21 protein-coding genes are annotated in these 19,483 nt (G+C 36.9%); 9 read left to right on the plus strand and 12 right to left on the minus strand.

Features of this window, described 5'->3' with window-relative positions; translation table 11 throughout:
• The first annotated feature begins 118 nt into the window (after positions 1 to 118).
• The 3 genes from dnaG to AC1DNH_RS10450 all read left to right on the plus strand — a co-directional run bounded on the left by dnaG (position 119) and on the right by AC1DNH_RS10450 (position 3,695).
• Entirely contained in the window at positions 119 to 2,098 is a 1,980-nt protein-coding gene (gene dnaG, locus AC1DNH_RS10440) for a DNA primase (RefSeq protein ID WP_477625366.1), read from the plus strand.
• Between the two features lie 171 nt (positions 2,099 to 2,269).
• A complete protein-coding gene (locus AC1DNH_RS10445; protein WP_230142137.1) occupies positions 2,270 to 2,635 on the plus strand; it encodes a YraN family protein in 366 nt (121 codons plus the stop codon).
• A complete protein-coding gene (locus AC1DNH_RS10450; protein WP_477585037.1) occupies positions 2,613 to 3,695 on the plus strand; it encodes a glutaminyl-peptide cyclotransferase in 1,083 nt (360 codons plus the stop codon). Before AC1DNH_RS10445 ends, AC1DNH_RS10450 begins: the two co-directional genes overlap by 23 nt.
• A gap of 89 nt (positions 3,696 to 3,784) precedes the next feature.
• On the opposite strand, the gene AC1DNH_RS10455 is transcribed toward AC1DNH_RS10450, so the two are convergent.
• The 4 genes from AC1DNH_RS10455 to AC1DNH_RS10470 all read right to left on the minus strand — a co-directional run bounded on the left by AC1DNH_RS10455 (position 3,785) and on the right by AC1DNH_RS10470 (position 6,158).
• Entirely contained in the window at positions 3,785 to 4,315 is a 531-nt protein-coding gene (locus AC1DNH_RS10455) for a DUF4251 domain-containing protein (RefSeq protein ID WP_477585038.1), read from the minus strand.
• Positions 4,316 to 4,412: 97 nt separating this feature from the next.
• Positions 4,413 to 5,045, minus strand: coding sequence for a hypothetical protein (locus tag AC1DNH_RS10460; protein ID WP_477608550.1), 633 nt, complete (start codon positions 5,043 to 5,045; stop codon positions 4,413 to 4,415).
• A gap of 87 nt (positions 5,046 to 5,132) precedes the next feature.
• Positions 5,133 to 5,471, minus strand: coding sequence for a TfoX/Sxy family protein (locus AC1DNH_RS10465; protein WP_131028013.1), 339 nt, complete (start codon positions 5,469 to 5,471; stop codon positions 5,133 to 5,135).
• Between the two features lie 9 nt (positions 5,472 to 5,480).
• Entirely contained in the window at positions 5,481 to 6,158 is a 678-nt protein-coding gene (locus AC1DNH_RS10470) for a hypothetical protein (protein WP_477585329.1), read from the minus strand.
• An 86-nt stretch (positions 6,159 to 6,244) separates the two neighbouring features.
• Here AC1DNH_RS10470 and AC1DNH_RS10475 point away from each other — a divergent pair, with 86 nt between their 5' ends.
• From AC1DNH_RS10475 to AC1DNH_RS10490, 4 genes are all read left to right on the plus strand, one after another.
• A complete protein-coding gene (locus AC1DNH_RS10475; protein WP_477585327.1) occupies positions 6,245 to 6,853 on the plus strand; it encodes a ribonuclease HII in 609 nt (202 codons plus the stop codon).
• Positions 6,854 to 6,875: 22 nt separating this feature from the next.
• Positions 6,876 to 8,078 carry a glycosyltransferase family 4 protein gene (locus AC1DNH_RS10480; RefSeq protein ID WP_477625367.1) on the plus strand — a complete coding sequence of 401 codons (1,203 nt, stop codon included), beginning with the start codon at positions 6,876 to 6,878 and terminating at the stop codon, positions 8,076 to 8,078.
• A 199-nt stretch (positions 8,079 to 8,277) separates the two neighbouring features.
• Positions 8,278 to 9,357, plus strand: a complete 1,080-nt coding sequence (gcvT, locus tag AC1DNH_RS10485) for a glycine cleavage system aminomethyltransferase GcvT (RefSeq protein WP_477580201.1) — start codon at positions 8,278 to 8,280, stop codon at positions 9,355 to 9,357.
• A gap of 84 nt (positions 9,358 to 9,441) precedes the next feature.
• A complete protein-coding gene (locus AC1DNH_RS10490; RefSeq protein ID WP_477580203.1) occupies positions 9,442 to 10,158 on the plus strand; it encodes a 2-phosphosulfolactate phosphatase in 717 nt (238 codons plus the stop codon).
• On the opposite strand, the gene AC1DNH_RS10495 is transcribed toward AC1DNH_RS10490, so the two are convergent.
• The 4 genes from AC1DNH_RS10495 to gldB all read right to left on the minus strand — a co-directional run bounded on the left by AC1DNH_RS10495 (position 10,155) and on the right by gldB (position 14,172).
• Positions 10,155 to 11,072, minus strand: a complete 918-nt coding sequence (locus AC1DNH_RS10495) for a hypothetical protein (RefSeq protein WP_477580205.1) — start codon at positions 11,070 to 11,072, stop codon at positions 10,155 to 10,157. The two genes, AC1DNH_RS10490 and AC1DNH_RS10495, sit on opposite strands and share 4 nt — an antisense overlap.
• Positions 11,073 to 11,144: 72 nt before the next feature.
• Entirely contained in the window at positions 11,145 to 11,939 is a 795-nt protein-coding gene (locus tag AC1DNH_RS10500) for a M12 family metallopeptidase (protein ID WP_477580207.1), read from the minus strand.
• Between the two features lie 318 nt (positions 11,940 to 12,257).
• Positions 12,258 to 13,028 carry a patatin-like phospholipase family protein gene (locus AC1DNH_RS10505; protein ID WP_057931344.1) on the minus strand — a complete coding sequence of 257 codons (771 nt, stop codon included), beginning with the start codon at positions 13,026 to 13,028 and terminating at the stop codon, positions 12,258 to 12,260.
• Positions 13,029 to 13,137: 109 nt separating this feature from the next.
• Positions 13,138 to 14,172 (minus strand): gliding motility lipoprotein GldB, encoded by a 1,035-nt coding sequence (gene gldB / locus AC1DNH_RS10510; RefSeq protein ID WP_477611284.1) that lies wholly within the window; start codon positions 14,170 to 14,172, stop codon positions 13,138 to 13,140.
• Between the two features lie 30 nt (positions 14,173 to 14,202).
• Here gldB and AC1DNH_RS10515 point away from each other — a divergent pair, with 30 nt between their 5' ends.
• Both AC1DNH_RS10515 and AC1DNH_RS10520 read left to right on the plus strand, forming a co-directional pair.
• The gene (locus tag AC1DNH_RS10515) at positions 14,203 to 14,877 is read left to right on the plus strand and encodes a porin family protein (RefSeq protein ID WP_477580211.1); all 675 of its coding nucleotides are present in this window, start codon (positions 14,203 to 14,205) and stop codon (positions 14,875 to 14,877) included.
• 49 nt (positions 14,878 to 14,926) lie between these two features.
• Positions 14,927 to 16,567, plus strand: coding sequence for an NAD+ synthase (locus AC1DNH_RS10520; RefSeq protein ID WP_477611311.1), 1,641 nt, complete (start codon positions 14,927 to 14,929; stop codon positions 16,565 to 16,567).
• 134 nt (positions 16,568 to 16,701) lie between these two features.
• On the opposite strand, the gene AC1DNH_RS10525 is transcribed toward AC1DNH_RS10520, so the two are convergent.
• From AC1DNH_RS10525 to lspA, 4 genes are all read right to left on the minus strand, one after another.
• The gene (locus AC1DNH_RS10525) at positions 16,702 to 17,322 is read right to left on the minus strand and encodes a hypothetical protein (protein WP_477580215.1); all 621 of its coding nucleotides are present in this window, start codon (positions 17,320 to 17,322) and stop codon (positions 16,702 to 16,704) included.
• Positions 17,323 to 17,458: 136 nt separating this feature from the next.
• Entirely contained in the window at positions 17,459 to 17,875 is a 417-nt protein-coding gene (locus AC1DNH_RS10530; protein WP_086548955.1) for an OsmC family protein, read from the minus strand.
• A gap of 189 nt (positions 17,876 to 18,064) precedes the next feature.
• Complete coding sequence (locus AC1DNH_RS10535; RefSeq protein ID WP_477580217.1) at positions 18,065 to 18,814, minus strand: M57 family metalloprotease; 750 nt, start codon at positions 18,812 to 18,814, stop codon at positions 18,065 to 18,067.
• Positions 18,815 to 18,956: 142 nt separating this feature from the next.
• Positions 18,957 to 19,463 (minus strand): signal peptidase II, encoded by a 507-nt coding sequence (gene lspA / locus AC1DNH_RS10540; protein ID WP_477607865.1) that lies wholly within the window; start codon positions 19,461 to 19,463, stop codon positions 18,957 to 18,959.
• Between the last annotated feature and the right edge of the window lie 20 nt (positions 19,464 to 19,483).

The raw sequence follows: 19,483 nt of genomic DNA on the forward strand, positions 1-19,483 counted from the left end.
GGGATTGTGCGATGGAGTGAAGCAATCTTTCCTGTTTGACGGTAACCAATTGAAAATAAATAAAAGCATAAAAGATTGCTTCGTCGTGCCTCCTCGCAATGACGAACAATAATAATATATGATAAACCGCGAAACGATAGATAAGATAATGGATACCGCCCGTATTGAGGAGGTAGTTGGGGATTTTGTGCACTTAAAAAAACGCGGAACCAGTTTAATTGGTAATTGCCCTTTCCATGGCGAAAAAACACCTTCCTTTCACGTATCCGTAACTAAAGGCATTTAMAAATGTTTTGGCTGTGGTAAAGGGGGGGATTCAGTGCGCTTTATTATGGATCATGAAAAATATTCATATCCCGAAGCACTTAAATTTTTAGCCAATAAATACAATATAGAAGTTGAGGAAGCCGAACTGAGCCCTCAAGATGCCGAAGCACAAAGTGCCAAAGAAAGTCTTTATGTCGTTTCGCAGTACGCTGCTGCATTTTTTGTAAAACAGCTTTGGGAAACAGATGAAGGAAAGGGCATCGGCTTAAGTTATTTTAAAGAACGTGGCTTTAGGGAAGACATCCTTAAAAAATTTGAGGTGGGTTATTCTCCGGATGTATGGGATGCGATGACTCAAAGCGCAATCAACGCCGGACATAAATTGGAGTTTTTAGAAGCCACCGGATTATCGATCAAAAACGATAACGGCAAAATTTACGATCGCTTTCGCGGGCGGGTAATGTTTCCGATCCACAACTTTACAGGCAGGATTATTGGTTTTGGAGGTAGGACTTTAAAAACCGATAAAAATGTCCCTAAGTATGTAAATTCACCAGAAAGTGAAATTTACCACAAATCGAATGTCCTTTATGGTTTGTTCCATGCCAAAAAAGCCATTCGCGATTTGGATAACTGTTACCTGGCGGAAGGTTATGCCGATGTGCTTTCCGTACATCAGGCCGGAATAGAAAACGTAGTAGCCTCTTCGGGTACTTCGTTAACCGTAGAGCAGATTAAACTGATCGGGCGTTTTACCCAGAACATTACCATTTTGTTTGATGGTGATGCTGCAGGTATTAAAGCCTCCCTCCGTGGTTTGGATATGATTTTGGAAGAAGGACTGAACGTGAAAATCGTTTCCTTCCCCGATGGCCACGATCCCGATTCTTATATGCACCATGTTGGGGCAGGTGCTTTTAAAACCTATCTCGAGCAGAATAGAAAAGACTTTATTTTATACAAGGCGAATGTATTGCTTAAAGATGCGGGCAATGATCCGATTAAAAGAGCAGGCATTATCCGCGATATTGTAGAAAGTATTGCCAAAATCCCTGACCCGATTAAGGCCTCCGTTTTTATCAGGGAGTGTAGTAGTTTACTCGAAATAGATGAGCATATTTTACTGAGTGAGTTAAATAAAATGCGCTCGGCAAAGCTCAAAAAAAGCTTTGATAATAATCAGCGGGCAAATCCATCATCAAGTCCGAAACCATATTCTTCAGGTGCACCAGAGCCACTTGGCCCACCTGATGATTTATGGGATGACAGCGCAGGCCCAATGGGTCATGAAGCACCTGTAGAAGAAAATGAGCATCAGGAAAAAGAAATTGTGCGCTTATTACTGGCTTTCGGGCACGAACTTGTAAACTGGGATAAAATTGATGATATGTACATCGGTTCATTCATCATGCAGAATCTGAGCGATGTCGAATTTGATGATCCACTTTGCAAAAGAATTATCGATTATTATAAATCAGAAATCGACAACGGCCGATTACCCACGTCGAACCACTTTGTTAAACATGAGGATAGAGATATTGCCGATCTGGCCATTACACTTTCAACCTCAGAATATGCTTTAAGTGAGAACTGGTTAAATAAACATCTTATCTATGTTAAAGATGAAACGATGAATTTAAAAGCGACTATTTTAGGTGGCATTTTTCACCTTAAAAAGCGTAAAGTCGAAAAAATATTGATGAATCTGTTGAAAGAAATTAAAGAGGAAAAGAACGAGGATAACCAAATGATTTTAATGCAGCGTTATGGAGTGATTAAAGGCGTTGAGCGAGAGATTTCTAAGTTCCTGGGTTCTGTTATTGTTAAATAAATTACACTTGCCAAGGAGTCCTGTAGAGATTTCGTCATCTCGACTGAAGCGTAGTCCCGACGTTAAATCGGGAGAGAGATCTATAATAGATTTCTCGATTGCGTTGCGCTTCGCTCGAAATGACGGCTTTTCAATCATGACGATCGTCCAGTAAAAAAATCAATATTAGATATGGCGTTTCATAATGATTTAGGTAAAGCAGGCGAAAATATTGCAAGGCAATATCTGGAAGACCAGGGTTATGAGATTTTAGATGAAAACTGGACCCATGGTAAAGCCGAGGTAGATTTAATTGTTTATAAAAACGGCATTATGGTTTTTGTAGAAGTTAAATCCAGGAGTTCGGTTGCTTTTGGCGAACCGGAAGAATTTGTACACAAAGCCAAGCAAATACAGATGGAATTGGCTGCTAATGCCTATATTGAATTAATGAACCATCAAAATGATATCCGTTTTGATATTATTGCAATTACATTTACAAAAAATAAAAATTATAATTTAAACCATATTGAAGATGCGTTTTGGCCTGAAGATTAACCCCATTAAAAGTTTCATATTTACCGGAATCGTGCTTGCATTTGTAAGTTCGTGTAAAGACGATTCTACCACAACCTACCGTAGTTTTATTTCACCGATGACTGGTCTTAATGTGCCGTCAGGAAATGAATTTGATGTTAAAGTACAGTTTGGCGCTGAACAGAAAGTAGACTCCGTAGTTTACTTGATCGATACCGTTAAAATGATTTCAAAAGCCGATACTTCGGCCATCAAACTTAAAACTGAAGGTTTGAAATTGGGTAACCATTTGGTAACAGCCAAAATATTCGGCGCTGGAAAATCTGAGGATTTAACCTCTAATATTAATGTTTTAGCAGCTCAGGCGCCAACGGAATATACCTATAAAGTAATTAAAACCTTGCCTCATGATACCTCTTCTTATGTAGAGGGCTTAGAATATCATGATGGCTTTTTTTACGAAAGTGCTGGCGATTACGGTCATTCCAGTTTGCGTAAAGTGGAACCATCGACAGGTAAAATCCTTCAAAAAGCAGATTTGGATAAACAGTATTTTGGAGAAGGCATAACTGTAATCGGAAGCAAAATTATCCAGTTAACTTATCGCGAAAAAGTTGGCTTTGTATATGATAAAGCTACCTTTAAAAAACTATCTGAATTTTCGTACACTACCGGCAGAGAAGGATGGGGCCTGGCTTTTGATGGCGAGAAAGTATTGAATACGGATGGTTCAAATACTGTCTTTTTTCTGAATAAAGATACCTATCAAAAAATTGGTTCGATTGATGTTTTTGATAATAAAGGCCCAATTCAAAATTTAAATGAACTGGAAATTATTGATGGGAAAATTTATGCAAACGTGTACACTACGAATGAAATCCTGATCATTAATCCAGAAACGGGTGCCGTTGAAAGCAAGATCGATTTATCCGGACTATTGCCAGCTGATTATTTTAAAACCGAAGATGCAAAGGCTAATAATGTGCTAAACGGTATCGCTTACGATAAAGCAACCAAAAGACTTTTTGTAGCCGGTAAAAAGTGGCCACATATTTTCCAGATCGAGTTGGTTAAGAAATAATTTAATTATCGATGTATCACATTGAGCTTGTCGAAATGCCTTAATATGAATTTAGATAGGTCCTTCGACAGGCTCAGGATGACAAGCTCTTAATCCTGTTTCTTCGGCTCGTCCAGGTAACCGTTAAAAATAATGGGTTGTTTATTCATGCTGCTTGCTGTTAATGAAGCATAACCATTGGTCGAAATATTAATGGTAAACCGATAGTTTTCTCTTTTTACATCCTTTGTATTAATCTGGATGGTGTAAGATCCTTTTTTATTCTTCGATTCTGTGTAGGTGAAATCTTTAGAGGTAAATTTAATACCACCTTGAGTAGGATCCATCGGAGCAGAAAAAGATCTTCCGAAATAAGGCAGATAAGCAACAATACTGTCTTTGGTAACCTTAACATCGTATTGCGAACCCGTCAGGTTTATAGAACCACCACCCTGACTACCAGGCATCATTGCTAATACTTTATTAATGTCGTTGTTCGACATCGGCATGGCGGTATTGGCAACAAAAGTATAATTTTTATCCGCTACAATTTTTATTGTAGTTTCCTTATTGGTTTGGGCAAATAATTGAACCCCAATCAAAAGAAAGGCAAGGCTCAATATTAAATTTAAACGTTTCATAATGTGTGTTTTAAATGTGTAACAATTTAAAGATGCACAGATTTGAAAGATTCCATAATAGTGCCAAAAAATGGACGGTGGACTAAATTTAACGATTTTAGTTTTTATATAGCGGATTTACCTTTTCCGAATAACTCGATTTGTATAACGGATTACTTTTCTCTGTTGCAGAAGCTCCCATTGCTGTGAATTTATAGGTGCCTACAGGAAGATTGTTGAGTTCGATTTCTCCGTTTTCATTCGTAATTAAAGTAATTAAACTCCCACCGGGATTTTTACCACCTTTAACAATTATTCCACCGATTGGCGTGCCCGCTACCCGCGATTTGGGATTAGTGGAAGGTACCAAAATGATAAATTTATAATTTCCTGCACTGGCATTATTAAATTCTATCTCTCCATTTGAGTTGGTTACGAGGGTAATTGCATCGTCTCCTGGATTTTTACCTCCTTTAACCACAATACCACCAATAGGCTGCCCAGTCACGAAACTTACTTCGCCAGTGGCTACATCTAATTTGCCTTTGATGGATTTCATAATGCAAGGGAAATGTGATTCGGGATAATTTAGTTTACAGTAATCACAATAATGCCCTTCTGGCGCCTGAACCCTTAATTGTTGTGAATTTGTTTCTTTAGTTTCTGTTGATGTTGCAGTTCTTTTAACTTGAGCCAGAACAGTAAATGAAATCGATAGCAGAAATACCGCTATAGCAGCCCCTTTTTTCATAAAATTTGATTAGAACTACAAAATTAATCAAAAAATATGGCTCTTGCTAGTTTTTAAAGGCTAGTGAGATAATGGCTAGTTATTTGACTATTTCTTTTTAGATGCTTTCGCAAAAGGATTGAAGGCCAGCGCAAGGTTAACCCAGAAATCCAATTCATCATTCCGGCCTAAAACATCTTCTGATACCGAAACGTAGCCCTTCATTGGTCTACCGCCCATAACCATCTGCTGCCAGCCATCTTTATCGGATAAATTTTCTAAAGTATTGGGGTCGAGTCTCACCATCATGCTGTTTTTAGAAACACCTATACACATTTTACCGTTCACCATAAAAATAAGCCCACTGAACATTTCTTTTTCCTCTACATCTTGTATATGCATTAAACGTTCGGCAACGCGAAGCGCTAAGGTTTCGTTATATTTCATAGTCTAAAATTAATGTGCATTTTTGCCTGTTCCGTATTTAATTCCAACTGTGTAGAAATATTTTCTGATCAAGTCGTATTTTTCAGTGCAAAATTCTCCTGTCTTTATTTTTTCTGAGCTATCTTCTCTTCTATGGCATTCGAAACAAATCTCAATATATTCTGCTATCAATCCTTTTTCATCTAAAAATACAATTGCATTTCTGGGATTATAACAGCTATATCCATCATCTCCTATCAGTAATCCCTTATAGCTCTTAGTAGACTTATAGCCAAAATTATATAGGATGTCAGTTAGTTTATCAATCTCCAATGCTGACAAAATCCTATTTTCTTTGATTCTCGTTTGATCTAGTTTTTGTTTTTTTGCCAACAAAGCTACGGTGAATTCTTTCTCATTATGATTTTTAGGCTGAGTTTTACCAGCAATATTAATTTCTGCACTTGGCTCAGGTAGTTCGAAAGAAATCAACATTACCTTTTTGTATTGGTTAAACGGGAAAAATTTTAATCTTTCACCAAGTGAATAAGTGTTTCGATGGATGCAGGCCATGCGTTTTTCTAAAACAGCATAGTCTGCTCTCGATGGCGGTTCCACCGGTGGCTTCATGATATCGTATTTTTTCTTTTGCGCAAAACCTACAAGGCAAATCAAAGAAAAAACTAAAGTAAGTTTAATAGCGTGCATTAGAATTGTTTATCCTTAAAATTAATGTTTATAAGATGTTGAACAAAATAATTTCCTTACTATCTCTATTTCAGTAAATTTGCAATATGTTGTTAAACTGCTATCAGGAAGAATTATTAGAGGCCGGGTGTGATGAAGCTGGAAGAGGTTGCCTCGCTGGTCCTGTTTTTGCCGCGGCGGTAATATTGCCAAAAGGTTTTGTGTTAGAAGGATTAAATGATTCTAAGCAGTTATCGCATGAGCAAAGGGCCGCTCTGAGACCTATAATAGAACAGGAAGCTTTAGCTTGGGCCGTAGCTTCTTGTGATCATGAAGAGATAGACCGGATCAATATTTTAAATGCTTCGTTTTTGGCCATGCACAGGGCGATTGAAAAATTACATACCCAACCACAATACCTGGTAATTGATGGCAACCGCTTCAAAACCTATCCGCAAATTCCACACAGTTGCATTGTAAAGGGCGATGGTAAATATCTAAATATCGCTGCCGCTTCTATACTGGCGAAAACCCACCGCGATGAATATATGACCAATCTACACGTCGATTTTCCGCATTACAATTGGCAGCAGAATAAAGGATACCCAACTATTGCGCACCGTAAGGCTGTAATCGAAATCGGGTTATCACCTTTTCACCGTAAAACTTTCAATGTGAGCGACCCTCAGTTAGAACTGTTTTCAAAAAACGCCTAAAATTTCGTATTTTCACAACATTGTGAAAATACTGTTGATTACTAAGCGGGTTCCCTTCCCGCCAAATAGTGGTTATCCTATTGTGGTTTATAATACCATAAAAGGTTTGCTGCAACTTGGCGCAGATATTACTTTGTTTAGCCTCAACCCCTCAAAAGGACGGATCGACATCGAGGATATCTACGATCCTATTTTCGAACAGATTAAATACCATACTTACGATTTAGATACAGATGTAAATGTATGGTCGGCATTTTTTAATATTTTCACTAACGAATCTTATAACGTTTCCCGTTATTATAGCGAAGATGCTGCGCGACAGTTAGAAAATCTCTTACGAGAAAACGTGTTCGATATTATTCAATTTGAGGGGCTTTTTGTTGTTCCTTATCTGGATGTGGTTAAGGCAAACAGTAATGCCAAGCTCATTTACAGGGCACACAATATCGAATTTACCCTTTGGGAACGTCTTTCTCATTCTGAAAAGTTTCTCATTAGGCGTAAATATTTAGCTTTTTTAGCCCAGCGGCTTAAAGCATATGAAACCGATCAGATTAACCGTTTCCACCATATTTTTGCCATTTCTGAGCCCGATCGCCAAAGCATATTAATGTTTGGTTGCGAAATTCCGATGTCGGTTTTTCCGGTTGCCATCGATTTAGAAAAATATAAAGTAGATAAAAGTAAAACCAGTTTTCCTACACTGTTTCATTTAGGTGCAATGGACTGGCGACCGAATCAGGAAGGACTAGAATGGTTTTTGGATGATATCTGGCCCGATATTGAAAAACTAAATAAAGACCTTCGTTTTTATATTGCAGGAAAAAACATGCAGAAACATTTCTTCGAATACGATTCAGAAAATCTGATTGTAGAGGGTGAGGTTTTTGATGCGGTTGAATTTATGAACTCTAAGGCAATTATGATTGTTCCTTTAATCTCTGGCACTGGAATGCGGGTGAAGATTATTGAAGGTATGGCCATGAAAAAATGCATCATAGCGACCACTACTGCCGCAGAAGGAATTAATTGCAGGCATGGCCATGACATTTTAATTGCTGATTCTGCAGATGAATTTTACCGGTCGATTTTACAGTGTATCATTAACCCTAAACGTTGGGTAGAAATAGGAGAGAACGCCCGCAAAACAGTAGAAAACGACCATGGTGTTCATTTAATCTCCAGTAAAATGCTGAAGATTTACGAAGAATTGGTGACTGCGTAAGTATCTTTAGTAGATGCTGAAACAAGTTTAGCGTGAAGGATGAATAGAAAAATCATCTAAAAACTCCTTAAAATTAACCTCAAAATTTTGTCTTTTTCTTAGTACTTTTGCACCCCAAGAAGAATAACGAATAAAGCCGTCATAATTCACAGAATATCAGCTATACTGGCTTCATTATCATAAAAAATAAAATTTACGGATGAAAAACACCGCATTAACAGAAAAACACATCGCTTTAGGCGCTAAAATGGTTCCATTTGCAGGTTACAATATGCCTGTTACTTACGAAGGTATTAATGCCGAACATGCAACTGTTCGTAACGGCGTGGGTGTTTTTGATGTAAGCCATATGGGCGAATTTATTCTGAAAGGTGAAAACGCATTAGATCTTATTCAACGTGTAACCAGTAACGATGCGTCTAAATTATACGATGGAAAAGTTCAGTACTCTTGTTTGCCAAACCAAGATGGTGGTATTGTTGATGACCTTTTGGTTTACAAAATAGATGATAAGACCTACATGTTGGTGGTTAACGCTTCTAACATAGAAAAAGATTGGAACTGGATTCAACAATTCAATTCGAAAGGTGTAGAAATGCACAATATTTCGGATCAAACCTCTCTTTTGGCCATTCAAGGGCCAAAAGCAGCAGACGCTTTACAAACATTAACTGATGTTGATTTGGCATCAATGGAGTATTACACTTTCGTTAAAGGTACCTTTGCTGGTGTTGATAACGTAGTCATTTCAGCAACAGGTTATACTGGCGCTGGTGGTTTCGAAATTTATTTCGAAAACCAATATGCCGATCAAATTTGGGATGCTATTTTTAAAGCAGGTGCGCCGTACAACATTCAGCCAATAGGCCTAGGTGCACGCGATACTTTACGTTTAGAAATGGGTTTCTGTTTATATGGAAATGATATTGATGATACTACCTCGCCTATCGAGGCAGGTTTAGGTTGGATTACCAAATTTTCTAAATCTTTCACCAATTCGGAGGTATTATTGGCGCAAAAAGAAGCTGGTATTCAAAAGAAATTGGTTGGTTTCGAAATGATCGATCGTGGTATTCCGCGCCATGATTATGAAATTGCTGATGCCGAAGGAAATATTATCGGTAAAGTGACTTCTGGTACCCAGGCACCTTCTTTGCAAAAAGCAATAGGTATGGGCTACATTGCAAAAGATTTTACTAAAGAAGGAACTGAAGTTTTTATTTTAATCCGCAATACGCCAATTAAAGCTAAAGTGGTTAAGTTTCCTTTTTATAAATAAGGTTTGGGGTTTAAGGTTTAAGGCGTAGGGCATATTTTCCCATAACCTTAAACCTTAAACCTTTCGCCTTTCACCTCCCTTTACATGTCAAAAAAAATAGAAGTTTGTTTAACTCCGGCCTTGATTGATTTATATGATATCGAACAAAGCATTGTGGTGGTTATCGATATTTTAAGAGCCACTTCATCTATTACCTACGGAATAGATAATGGTGCTGAAGCGATTATTCCAGTTGCTCAGGTAGAAGATTGTTTAAACTATCGCGATAGCGGATTTTTATTGGCAGCAGAACGAAATGGGGAGGTGGTAGCCGGATACGATTTCGGTAATTCGCCATTCTCTTATACCCATGAAAAAGTGAATGGAAAAACGGTCGTGTTAACTACTACCAATGGAACTAAGGCTTTGCATTTGGCTCAGAAAAGGGCCTATCAGGTTGTAATTGGGTCTTTCCTGAACTTAGATGCCCTTTGTGATTATTTGAAAAGTCAGGATAAGAATGTGCTTTTGCTTTGCGCTGGTTGGAAAGATCAGTTCAATTTAGAGGACACCCTTTTTGCTGGTGCTGTGGTAAATAATCTCCGTCAAAATTTCCAGCATTTTGATGATTCCAGTGTGGCTGCAGAAGATTTGTATGCCTTAGCTAAGGCAGATCTGAGGAAATACCTTCACAAATCATCACACAGCCATCGTTTGGCTCAGTTGAATATAGAAGAAGATGTTGTTTTCTGTTTGCAGTTAAATCTTTGCAAAACAATTCCGGTACTGGAAGGCGAACGTTTGGTGGCCTTAAAAAATTAAAAGCTAAAATTTAAGCCGAGCAATACTGCATTTTTTCTAAAATTTGCGCCATTAAATTGAGTTTCCTCTGTTGGTCTACTATTAAAATAAGCTTTATCTACACCAGAGTAAGTGTTGATGTTATTGATCTTATAGTCGACTTCTATCCGTAAACTTTTGTTTAATGGTACAGCCAGATTGATATCGCCACTCAATGAAAAGGAATTTGCCTTATGTGTAAAGCTTACAGGTTTTGCAAAATCAGGAATTAAATTCCAGTTGGCTTTTGCCGAATAAGTATAAAAACCGCTTAAAACTGTGGCGCCTATACTGAATTTCTGCATTTTAAGAACAAGTTCTGCTCCAAAATCGAATCCTTTATATCTTGCTACATACGTAGAGTTTAAGCCTTTGCTGTCAGGATTATTTGCACTTTCTAGCAAATGAAATTTTTGCTGATGATATGAAAGTCCAACAATTGGATTGATGTTAAAATCGCCAAATTTGAACAGTTGGTAACTGAACTGTAAATTGGCATCGTATAAATAACCTTTATTTGCGTTGAGCAGATCGAAATAAAAAGCATTTTGCCGATTATCATTTGCATAATCGGTATCTTCTGCCTCGCCCTTGGTTATGCTGCTGTATTGGTTAGCGGCTTTAATACTAAGCCGCTCGGTAATATTGTATTTAATGTCTAAGCCAAAACTAGGCCCTTTAAGATTTTTCCAGATGAGTTCTGATAATACATTCGGACTGGTTCCAGTTGCATTACCTGCAATAGACCAATCAAATCTTGATTGTTGAATGCCTGCATAAGGCTTTACCTCCCATTTATAGGAATTCTCTTGTGCAGATGCGGTTTGGCAGAATAATAGGAGTGTTAAGCAGGCTAAAAATGGTTTGATAAATGAAATCCGCAGAGCGATCAGCATATCTGTTTTTATTTTATAATAGCAAAATACACATAGCGGTTATTTAAACCACTATGTGTAATAATTTATTTTCTAAAATGGATATACTGAAGCTATAAATGATTTATCAGTAGGTGATAATACGGTATTCCATCCCACCTCGAAATCACCGATGGTTAATTCGTTAGGAACTGAATAGTGCATGATCGAATATTTATCGTAAGCGCTATAATTGGTTTGTGTGGTACTGTATTTTGCAAATAAGTTATTGTCTACATCTGCCTGGCTCCAGTAATTTGGTGCAGCAGCATAATAGGCATAAACAGCAGGTTTATCCCAAGGAATAGCCACCAATGGATGTTGGTGCTCATGGATTAATCCTAATGCATGACCGAATTCGTGGATTACCACGCGGCTATATTCAGAATCTGCTGTAGTTGCAGTTAACCAACCATAGTTCATAGTCGCACCGGTGCTAGGCGTTGATTTTCCAATGTACGACCAAGATCCATCTCCACTTACAAAGCTTACCCTGATTTTGGCTGTATTATCGTTTGTTACAAAGTTGAATTTGATGTTGGCATATTGTTCCCACGCTTTCGCATATTGGATTACTTTAGCTCTGATGGCTGATGTGCTTCCGTTTAAACTTACTTTAATCGTAGTTCCCGGAGTCCATTTTGTTGACTTTAAAACGGCACCTCTTGGGGTAGTTCCATCCAATGATCTTTCTGTACAGATCTGGATATCGCCAAGGGGATTAACGGCTGATAATTCAGGTTTTTGTAAATCTGCCGTTTCTGTAGGTTTTTCTTTTTTACATGCAAATAATACTGTGGTTAGCGCCAGGGCAGTTAATAGGGTTTTATTTAATTTTAAGAATTTCATGTTTAGGTTTTTTTAGGTAAAAATTAATGATCTGTATTTGACTTGGAAATCAAGTTAGAAGATCGTAAAAACAGGAATTCTTCTTCTTTGAAAAAGAATAATCAGGTTGAAAAACATAGATAGACATTTAGGTTTAATTTCCTCTGCATTTGCAAAGTATAATCCTAAAGTAAAATAATATTATATCAACACCAAGAGAATTGTAATATTTTTATTGCATAAGTGTATTTTTTACACTCGTTTATTTGTTTAATATAAACTATTTTATTGTAGTTTAAATATTACATATCGCAAGAAATCCACAAGTGAATCTACTTGCTATTTTGTAATTAATTCGGAAATTGTTGGACTGTTTTTAATCGTAATCAAGGCTTCTTCGTGTGCCAGCCAGTAAATATCTTCTGCACGTTTCATATCGAATGTACTAATAGCCCCTAAACCTTTTGGTTCGATTAATACGTTACAGAATTTTGCTTTTCTTTCCATATCATGGTTAATAGACATTATGCCGGCGCGTCCCATTAAATTGGTAATACCGGTAATTTTATCAACTGGTTTAAGGTGGTTACAGGACGAGCCTATAATGAAATCGCAGTCGTCCATTAAAGGTTCAACCGGGAAATTATTTAAAATTCCGCCATCCACATACATCTGGCCATCAATCATAATGGGTTTAAAAATACCAGGTATGCAGCTAGAGGCATGAATTGCTCTAATAAGCGGTCCTTTTGTAAAATAAACCAATCGGCCTTCGCTAAAATTTACAGCAGCAATGGTTAAAGGTATTTTTAGCTTTTCAATTGAATCTTCCGGAAAATATTCCTTTAAAATCAGAGAAGTGTTTTCGATATTGATTAAGCCCAGAGAACCCACCGCCGGACGAACGAAGCGCCAGAGTTTCGTTTTAAGGAAAATATTCAAACCTTCTTCCGGATCTATGCCAGCGGCAAAAAAGGCCCCGGCTATCGCTCCTGCACTTGTTCCACTAATGTGACTAAAGGTAATGCCCAAATTGCTGAAGGCCTTTAAAACACCTAAATGTGCTATTCCCCTAATGCCTCCGCCTGATAATACAATGCCAACTTTCATAGGTTTAATTTAGGATGATTAATTAAAAAGTTCAACTGATCGATTTTATTGCTTAATTGTGGTATTGTTTTGGCCTGTAAACTGATAACTAAAAACCGCAAACTGATAACTATCTCTGTTGTTTCGGTTTGTACTTAGATTGATTTAAAATTTTCTGTGCATCGTTATCTGCCATTAATTGTTGTAAAGTAACATCAGGGTGTTCTTTCATATATTTTCTTACAATTTGCCAACCCATCCATACTCCCAATTTTGGTGCCGAATCTCTATTTTCACCTAAACCTGGTGTAAAAGGTCCTTCAGATAAAAACACCTGAATTTTTTGATAGTCGGTTTCATACAGGTAACTGTTCTCCAAAAAATATGCCCAAATATCGCCTTCGAAATTTTGTGCCCAGTCTAACTGCTGTTGAGTATATCCGATTTTGGTAGAATCGCTTAAGTTTTCAGGTAAAACCTGATCTAAGAAGTATAAAATCTTTCCCTGGAAGATCATTTTAGACAAGAGGGTTCTATTGTCATCAGGCTCTGCAAAAAGTTCTTCGTGGGCGTACGTTTCGGCTACACGGGGCACAATATATTCAGGTGTAAACCTTCTTGATAGGTATAAGGGCACACTTTGCACAATCGCCTTATAAAATTTGCTGTCTTTTCCCAAAAACATATCCAAACCAATACCCAGATAGTTATCGCCTACGGGCATTTGGTAAGCAAAACCTGAAGCAAAAGAAATAAATTTTGGAATCTTCGCTTTCGGATAATAGTATTTAATATATTTAAAAGTTTCGGTTAATCCTTCTTCTTGCACTTTTAAGTCTGGAAAAACACTATCAACTTCTTTGCTTAAATCGGTATAAGCCTGGTCGCGGTATAGGTTGGTCAACGATTCGGTGTTGGAATATTTGCTGTCTAAAATCCGGTGGATAAAATCGTCATAAAATACACCATATTTTGAACTAAGCTGTTTGTCTACCTCAATAACATTTTTGTTTTTCCCAGCAAATAGCTCGTTATCAAATCTTTCGATTTTAATGTTTACCTGTATATTGCTTACATCGGGCCTGTTGCTTTGCCTGCAGGAAATAAATGTGATGGCAAAAAGAAAAATTAGATAAATTTGCCAGTGTTTTACGTTATACATCATGTACAACAAATATATATAAACACCTATAGCATGAAAAGAATATCGACCATTTTAATTTTGTCTCTTTTAAGTATTGGCGCATGGGCGCAAAATTCTCCGTTAACCAGTTACGGTTTTAGGTTAGGTTTAACCGCTACCCCAACTTTTGGTTGGATTAAACCTGAACAAGGAAAAACAGACGGAATAGCTTTGGGCTTTTCTTATGGATTAATTGGTGATTTTAATTTTGCCCCGAATTATAGTTTTTCTACTGCGCTAACCATCACTTCGATAAATGGTAAAAGTACAGAGGCGAATGTTTTGCCTTATTATAGCGCCAGTAGTAGTACTGCACCGAAAGCTTACGAATTAAAATATAAGTTACAATACGTAGACTTGCCTTTAACCATTAAACTAAAAACCGTAAAGGCTGATGGAAAACGTTGGTATGGTCAGTTTGGATTGTCTAATTCAATCAACATCAGTGCTAAACAAGATGCTGTAACAGGTGGAGCGGTTGTTGGCGATAATTTAAATGTATCCGATAACATTAAACTTTACCGTGCCGGATTAATCATCGGTGGTGGTGGCGAATTTGATATTTCGGGCAATACCAGTATCGTAGCTGGTTTAACTTTTAATAACGGTTTCACTAATATTGTAACAGATAAAGCCAGAGATGTTAGAAATCATTATTTGGCACTTAATTTCGGCGTATTCTTTTAATCGGGATATTTGTCTTGATACTTGATTCTCACTACTTGATACATTAAATATGAAAATAGCGCTAGCACAACTCAATTACCATATCGGGAACTTTGAGGCAAACACGAAAAAAATAACCGAAAATATTCAATTGGCAAAAGATAAAGGTGCAGATTTAGTTGTTTTTGCCGAGCTTGCTATCTGTGGCTATCCACCAAGAGATTTTTTGGAGTTTGATGAGTTTATTGTATTGTGCGAAACTGCCGCTCAGGAAATAGCCAAACATTGCACAGATATTGCATGTATTGTTGGCCTACCTATTAAAAACGAAATATTACAGGGAAAAGATCTGTTTAATGCAGCCTATTTCATCGAAGAAGGGAAAGTTAAAGCCGTGGTTAAAAAAGCACTCTTACCTACCTACGATGTATTTGATGAATATCGTTATTTCGAACCTGCCACACAATTTAACTGTATCGATTTTAAGGGAAAAAAAATTGCCTTAACCATTTGCGAAGATCTGTGGAATATCAACGATAATCCACTATATGTTTCTAATCCAATGGATGAGCTGATTAAGGAGCAGCCAGATGTGATGATTAACATTGCTGCATCTCCTTTCTCTTACACCCATGATGATGAACGTATAAAAGTATTAGGCGATAATGCAAAAAAGTATAACCTGCCGGTATTTTATGTAAACCAGGTTGGTGCGCAGACTGAGATTATTTTTGATGGCGGTTCTTTGGTTTTTGATGCTGATGGAGCCGTGAAAGCAGAGATGAAGTATTTTGAAGAGGATCTTCAGGTTTTTGATCTGGAAGAGGTTGAAAATGTGCGTAATAAATATCCCCAATCGGAAAGATTGACCGATATTGAGCAGATTCACGACGCGTTGATTTTAGGTATAAAAGATTATTTCAATAAATCTGGTTTCAGTAAAGCCGTTTTGGGCTTATCAGGTGGGATCGACTCCGCTGTGGTTTGCGCCTTGGCTTGTCGTGCGTTAGGCCCAGAGAATGTAATGGCCGTTTTAATGCCTTCTAAATTCTCTTCCGACCACTCTGTTCAGGATGCTTTAGATTTGGCTAATAATATTGGTTGTATGCACGAAATTGTGCCAATTAAAGAAGTTGCAGAAGCTTTCGATCATATACTGGCACCAGCCTTTAAGGGTTTGCCCTTTAACCTTGCTGAAGAAAATGTGCAGGCCCGCATCCGTGGCATTATTAATATGGCCATGAGTAATAAGTTTGGCTATATTTTATTGAATACATCAAACAAAAGCGAGTGTGCTGTTGGTTATGGTACTTTATACGGTGATATGTGCGGTGCTATTGGGGTAATAGGAGATGTCTATAAAATGCAGGTTTTTGAGCTTGCGAGATACATTAATAAAGAAAGGGAAATTATTCCGGTCAATACTATTGTTAAACCACCATCTGCAGAGTTAAGGCCCGATCAAAAAGATTCCGATTCATTACCTGAATATGAAATTCTCGATAAAATATTATATCAGCACATCGAAAAGAAACAGGGCTCTAAAGCCATTATTGCTCAAGGTTTTGATGAAGCATTGGTGCTGCGGATTCTAAAAATGGTTAATGTTGCAGAATTTAAACGCTATCAAACTCCACCTATTTTAAGGGTATCGCCAAAAGCATTTGGTATGGGCCGAAGAATGCCTATAGTAGGGAAATATATGGCTTAGTTTGTTTTAGAGTTGTAGTGTTGGAAGGCTGATTAATTGCTTAAATTGTTGAATGGTTCAATTGCTGGGATTGCTAAATTGTTTTGGATTAAATGATTAAGCAGTCGATTATTAAATTGTGGATGGAAAACTGTCTAATTGTGGTTGAGCTGATTTAATGCAAGTTGCTTTACCTCACTTTCTTCTTCAAAAGAGATGATGTGGTTTAGGTTTGCCTGATTGTTCATTTTACCAACTGCAATTTTTCGTACTTCTAGATCATCATCAAAACTTGCAATATGAAATAAGTTCGCTTCATTATTCATTTTTGCAACAGCGATTTTCCTTACCGCAACATCATCGTCAAAACTGGCGATATGAAATAGGTTTGCCTGATTTTCCATTTTCGCAGCAGCAATTTTTCTTACTTCTGCATCATCATCAAAACTGGCAATGTGAAATAAATTAGCTTGATTGGTCAACCTGACAACTGCAATTTTTCTTACCGCTACATCATCGTCAAAACTGGCAATATGAAATAAATTAGCTTCATCTTTAAGCGAATTGATCGCTAATTTTTTGACTTTATTGATTTTGGTCTCATTAGCGATTGTAACCAGATCTTCTTCAGAAACTGGTTTACTAAAATCTATATCATTAATTTTAGTATTTCCGTTTTTATCACTTGTATCGGAGATTCTTTCAGTTTTGCTACTGAAGTTGATACAGCTGCTTAAGAATAAAGCAGTGCTTAAGAATAGGAGAGATTTTTTCATGTTAACTTAGCTTGTAAGGCTAAGTTATACAATTAATTTAATATTGCAGTAACCCAAAAATAAGTAGTTATGCTGAGGTACGAAGTGAACCATTTTTTACACTCATGATGCTTCGTGCCTCAGCATGATAAATAGGCTACGCTAAAGTAGCATCAACGGTAATCGTTGTGTTTAATAATTTAGAGATCGGGCAGTTTTTTTCTGCATCTGCTACCAATTCATCAAATTTTTCCTGTGTTAAATTAGGCACAGAAGCGGTTAAAGTTAAATGCGATTCAACAATTTCACCTTTTGATGGATCAAGGTTAATTTCACACTTGGTTTCCAATTTATCTGCTGTAAATCCTGCTTCAGTTAGGTTAGCAGATAATTTCATGGTAAAACAGCCTGCGTGTGCAGCAGCAATTAATTCTTCTGGATTTGTGCCAACACCTTCAGCAAAGCGAGAGTTAAAAGAATATTGAGTATTATTTAAAGTGGTACTTTGTGTAGTGATGTTACCATTACCTTCTTTAATAGAACCTTGCCATACGGCTGTTGCATTTCTTTTCATGATTGGATTTTATTTTTAGATTGTTTAACACCTAAAGATAAAAATATGTTTGTTTAAAGGTGGCAATTCTTTGTTAAGAAATTCCTGGATTAAAATCATTTGCAAATATTGTTTCAAAAAAAGAAGCTGCTTCAGAGAAACAGCTTCCATTGCATTACGATCTTTTTAGGTTATTTATCTGATTTTTAATTATAAAGGGTACAATACTGCGGTAGCCTGTTTATCCTTTGCTGATAAAACAGTTGCGCCGCTTCCACATTGTCCTCCGTTCATTAAAGATAATGCATCGGTTCCCCCAACCCCTGGAACATTAATGGTTGTAGATTGGTTGGTGTGTTTAAATGAAATGGTATGCCCAAATTCATGTGTTATGGTTCTTTGTCGCTGTGCAAAAGAATTGTTTTGGATCAGGTTCTGGTTAATCCAAACTGTATTGCCAGCTTTACCGTTAGAGGTTGATAAATAAGCTTGTCCACAGGTAGAACTTCCAATGGTATTGTCTACCTTAATTAGAATATCATAGATAGTACCTGTTGTAATTACAAATTTGATTTTAGAATTAGGCACCGTATTCCATTGGTTGATTGCAGAATTGATTTCGCTGATCATCCCGTTTATAGAAGGATCGATTTTAACACGGATATTACTGCTATTGGTTACAATATTTCCATTGTAATATTGCTCTGTTATCGGTTTTCCATTATCGGCAGAAACTTCCATGTTTTTGCTAAATACGATATCTCCGTCTACAACATAATTACCACCACTTTCTACAATCTGTGCATCTGTAAATCCAAGATTTTTGATGTAAGCAAGAACTTTTTGGTTTTGAACAGTTTCGTTTTCCTGATCTGTTGGTATCTCATTTTTCTTCGAGCATGAGATTACCATTACTGAGAGCAATGCAATCAGCATAGTTTTTGTTAATAGGTGTTTCATAGTTTAGGTTTTTGGTTTAGATCGTAATATGCTGCAATTGAGTATTACATGAATAAATATAACACAAAAAATACAAACATGTATTTTTAATGTATATTTTTTTTGTATTCTTAATTAGTATTACTAAATCTTACCTACTATCCTAATTCACCTCGTGTTTTAATCTATTACTTCTAATCGACTGGAAAAGCAATATACCTACACCAATCATGATCGAAATATCTGCAAAATTGAAAACACCTGTTTGGAAGAGGTAAAAATCCATATGCATAAAATCGGTAACCGATCCGTGTACAATCCGATCATATAGGTTGCCGATCCCCCCGCCAATCAGAAAACACAAAGCAATTTGCATACTCATTGGTAAATTGCGTTTGGCAAAGAGGAAATATAAGCCGTAGCCCAAAAATAGTAATGGCAAGCCTGTTAAAATAATGAGTCTGAAAATATAGGGCATGTTATCGCCAAGACTTAAAAATGCACCACTGTTTTCTACTTTGGTTAAAGTAAAACGGTCTTTTATAATGCTGATATGTTCGTAATCGCTAATCTCGTTACGCACAATTTTTTTAGAAATCTGATCGCAGCCAAAATTTAATGTGAGCAGTAATAATAAAACAGACCACCTAAGGCTTTTAAACTGTTGCATGTTTTTATAATTAGAAATTT

This window comes from Pedobacter sp. 01N310 (genome assembly GCF_056399805.1).

What these genes read in the sequence shown, in the direction of transcription:
- AC1DNH_RS10445 (WP_230142137.1), top strand. Translation starts at nt 2,270, where the DNA reads ATGGCGTTTCATAATGATTTAGGTAAAGCAGGCGAAAATATTGCAAGG.
- AC1DNH_RS10450 (WP_477585037.1), top strand. Translation starts at nt 2,613, where the DNA reads ATGCGTTTTGGCCTGAAGATTAACCCCATTAAAAGTTTCATATTTACC.
- AC1DNH_RS10455 (WP_477585038.1), bottom strand. Translation starts at nt 4,315, where the DNA reads ATGAAACGTTTAAATTTAATATTGAGCCTTGCCTTTCTTTTGATTGGG.
- AC1DNH_RS10460 (WP_477608550.1), bottom strand. Translation starts at nt 5,045, where the DNA reads ATGAAAAAAGGGGCTGCTATAGCGGTATTTCTGCTATCGATTTCATTT.
- AC1DNH_RS10465 (WP_131028013.1), bottom strand. Translation starts at nt 5,471, where the DNA reads ATGAAATATAACGAAACCTTAGCGCTTCGCGTTGCCGAACGTTTAATG.
- AC1DNH_RS10470 (WP_477585329.1), bottom strand. Translation starts at nt 6,158, where the DNA reads ATGCACGCTATTAAACTTACTTTAGTTTTTTCTTTGATTTGCCTTGTA.
- AC1DNH_RS10475 (WP_477585327.1), top strand. Translation starts at nt 6,245, where the DNA reads ATGTTGTTAAACTGCTATCAGGAAGAATTATTAGAGGCCGGGTGTGAT.
- gcvT (WP_477580201.1), top strand. Translation starts at nt 8,278, where the DNA reads ATGAAAAACACCGCATTAACAGAAAAACACATCGCTTTAGGCGCTAAA.
- AC1DNH_RS10490 (WP_477580203.1), top strand. Translation starts at nt 9,442, where the DNA reads ATGTCAAAAAAAATAGAAGTTTGTTTAACTCCGGCCTTGATTGATTTA.
- AC1DNH_RS10495 (WP_477580205.1), bottom strand. Translation starts at nt 11,072, where the DNA reads ATGCTGATCGCTCTGCGGATTTCATTTATCAAACCATTTTTAGCCTGC.
- AC1DNH_RS10500 (WP_477580207.1), bottom strand. Translation starts at nt 11,939, where the DNA reads ATGAAATTCTTAAAATTAAATAAAACCCTATTAACTGCCCTGGCGCTA.
- AC1DNH_RS10505 (WP_057931344.1), bottom strand. Translation starts at nt 13,028, where the DNA reads ATGAAAGTTGGCATTGTATTATCAGGCGGAGGCATTAGGGGAATAGCA.
- gldB (WP_477611284.1), bottom strand. Translation starts at nt 14,172, where the DNA reads ATGATGTATAACGTAAAACACTGGCAAATTTATCTAATTTTTCTTTTT.
- AC1DNH_RS10515 (WP_477580211.1), top strand. Translation starts at nt 14,203, where the DNA reads ATGAAAAGAATATCGACCATTTTAATTTTGTCTCTTTTAAGTATTGGC.
- AC1DNH_RS10520 (WP_477611311.1), top strand. Translation starts at nt 14,927, where the DNA reads ATGAAAATAGCGCTAGCACAACTCAATTACCATATCGGGAACTTTGAG.
- AC1DNH_RS10525 (WP_477580215.1), bottom strand. Translation starts at nt 17,322, where the DNA reads ATGAAAAAATCTCTCCTATTCTTAAGCACTGCTTTATTCTTAAGCAGC.
- AC1DNH_RS10530 (WP_086548955.1), bottom strand. Translation starts at nt 17,875, where the DNA reads ATGAAAAGAAATGCAACAGCCGTATGGCAAGGTTCTATTAAAGAAGGT.
- AC1DNH_RS10535 (WP_477580217.1), bottom strand. Translation starts at nt 18,814, where the DNA reads ATGAAACACCTATTAACAAAAACTATGCTGATTGCATTGCTCTCAGTA.
- lspA (WP_477607865.1), bottom strand. Translation starts at nt 19,463, where the DNA reads ATGCAACAGTTTAAAAGCCTTAGGTGGTCTGTTTTATTATTACTGCTC.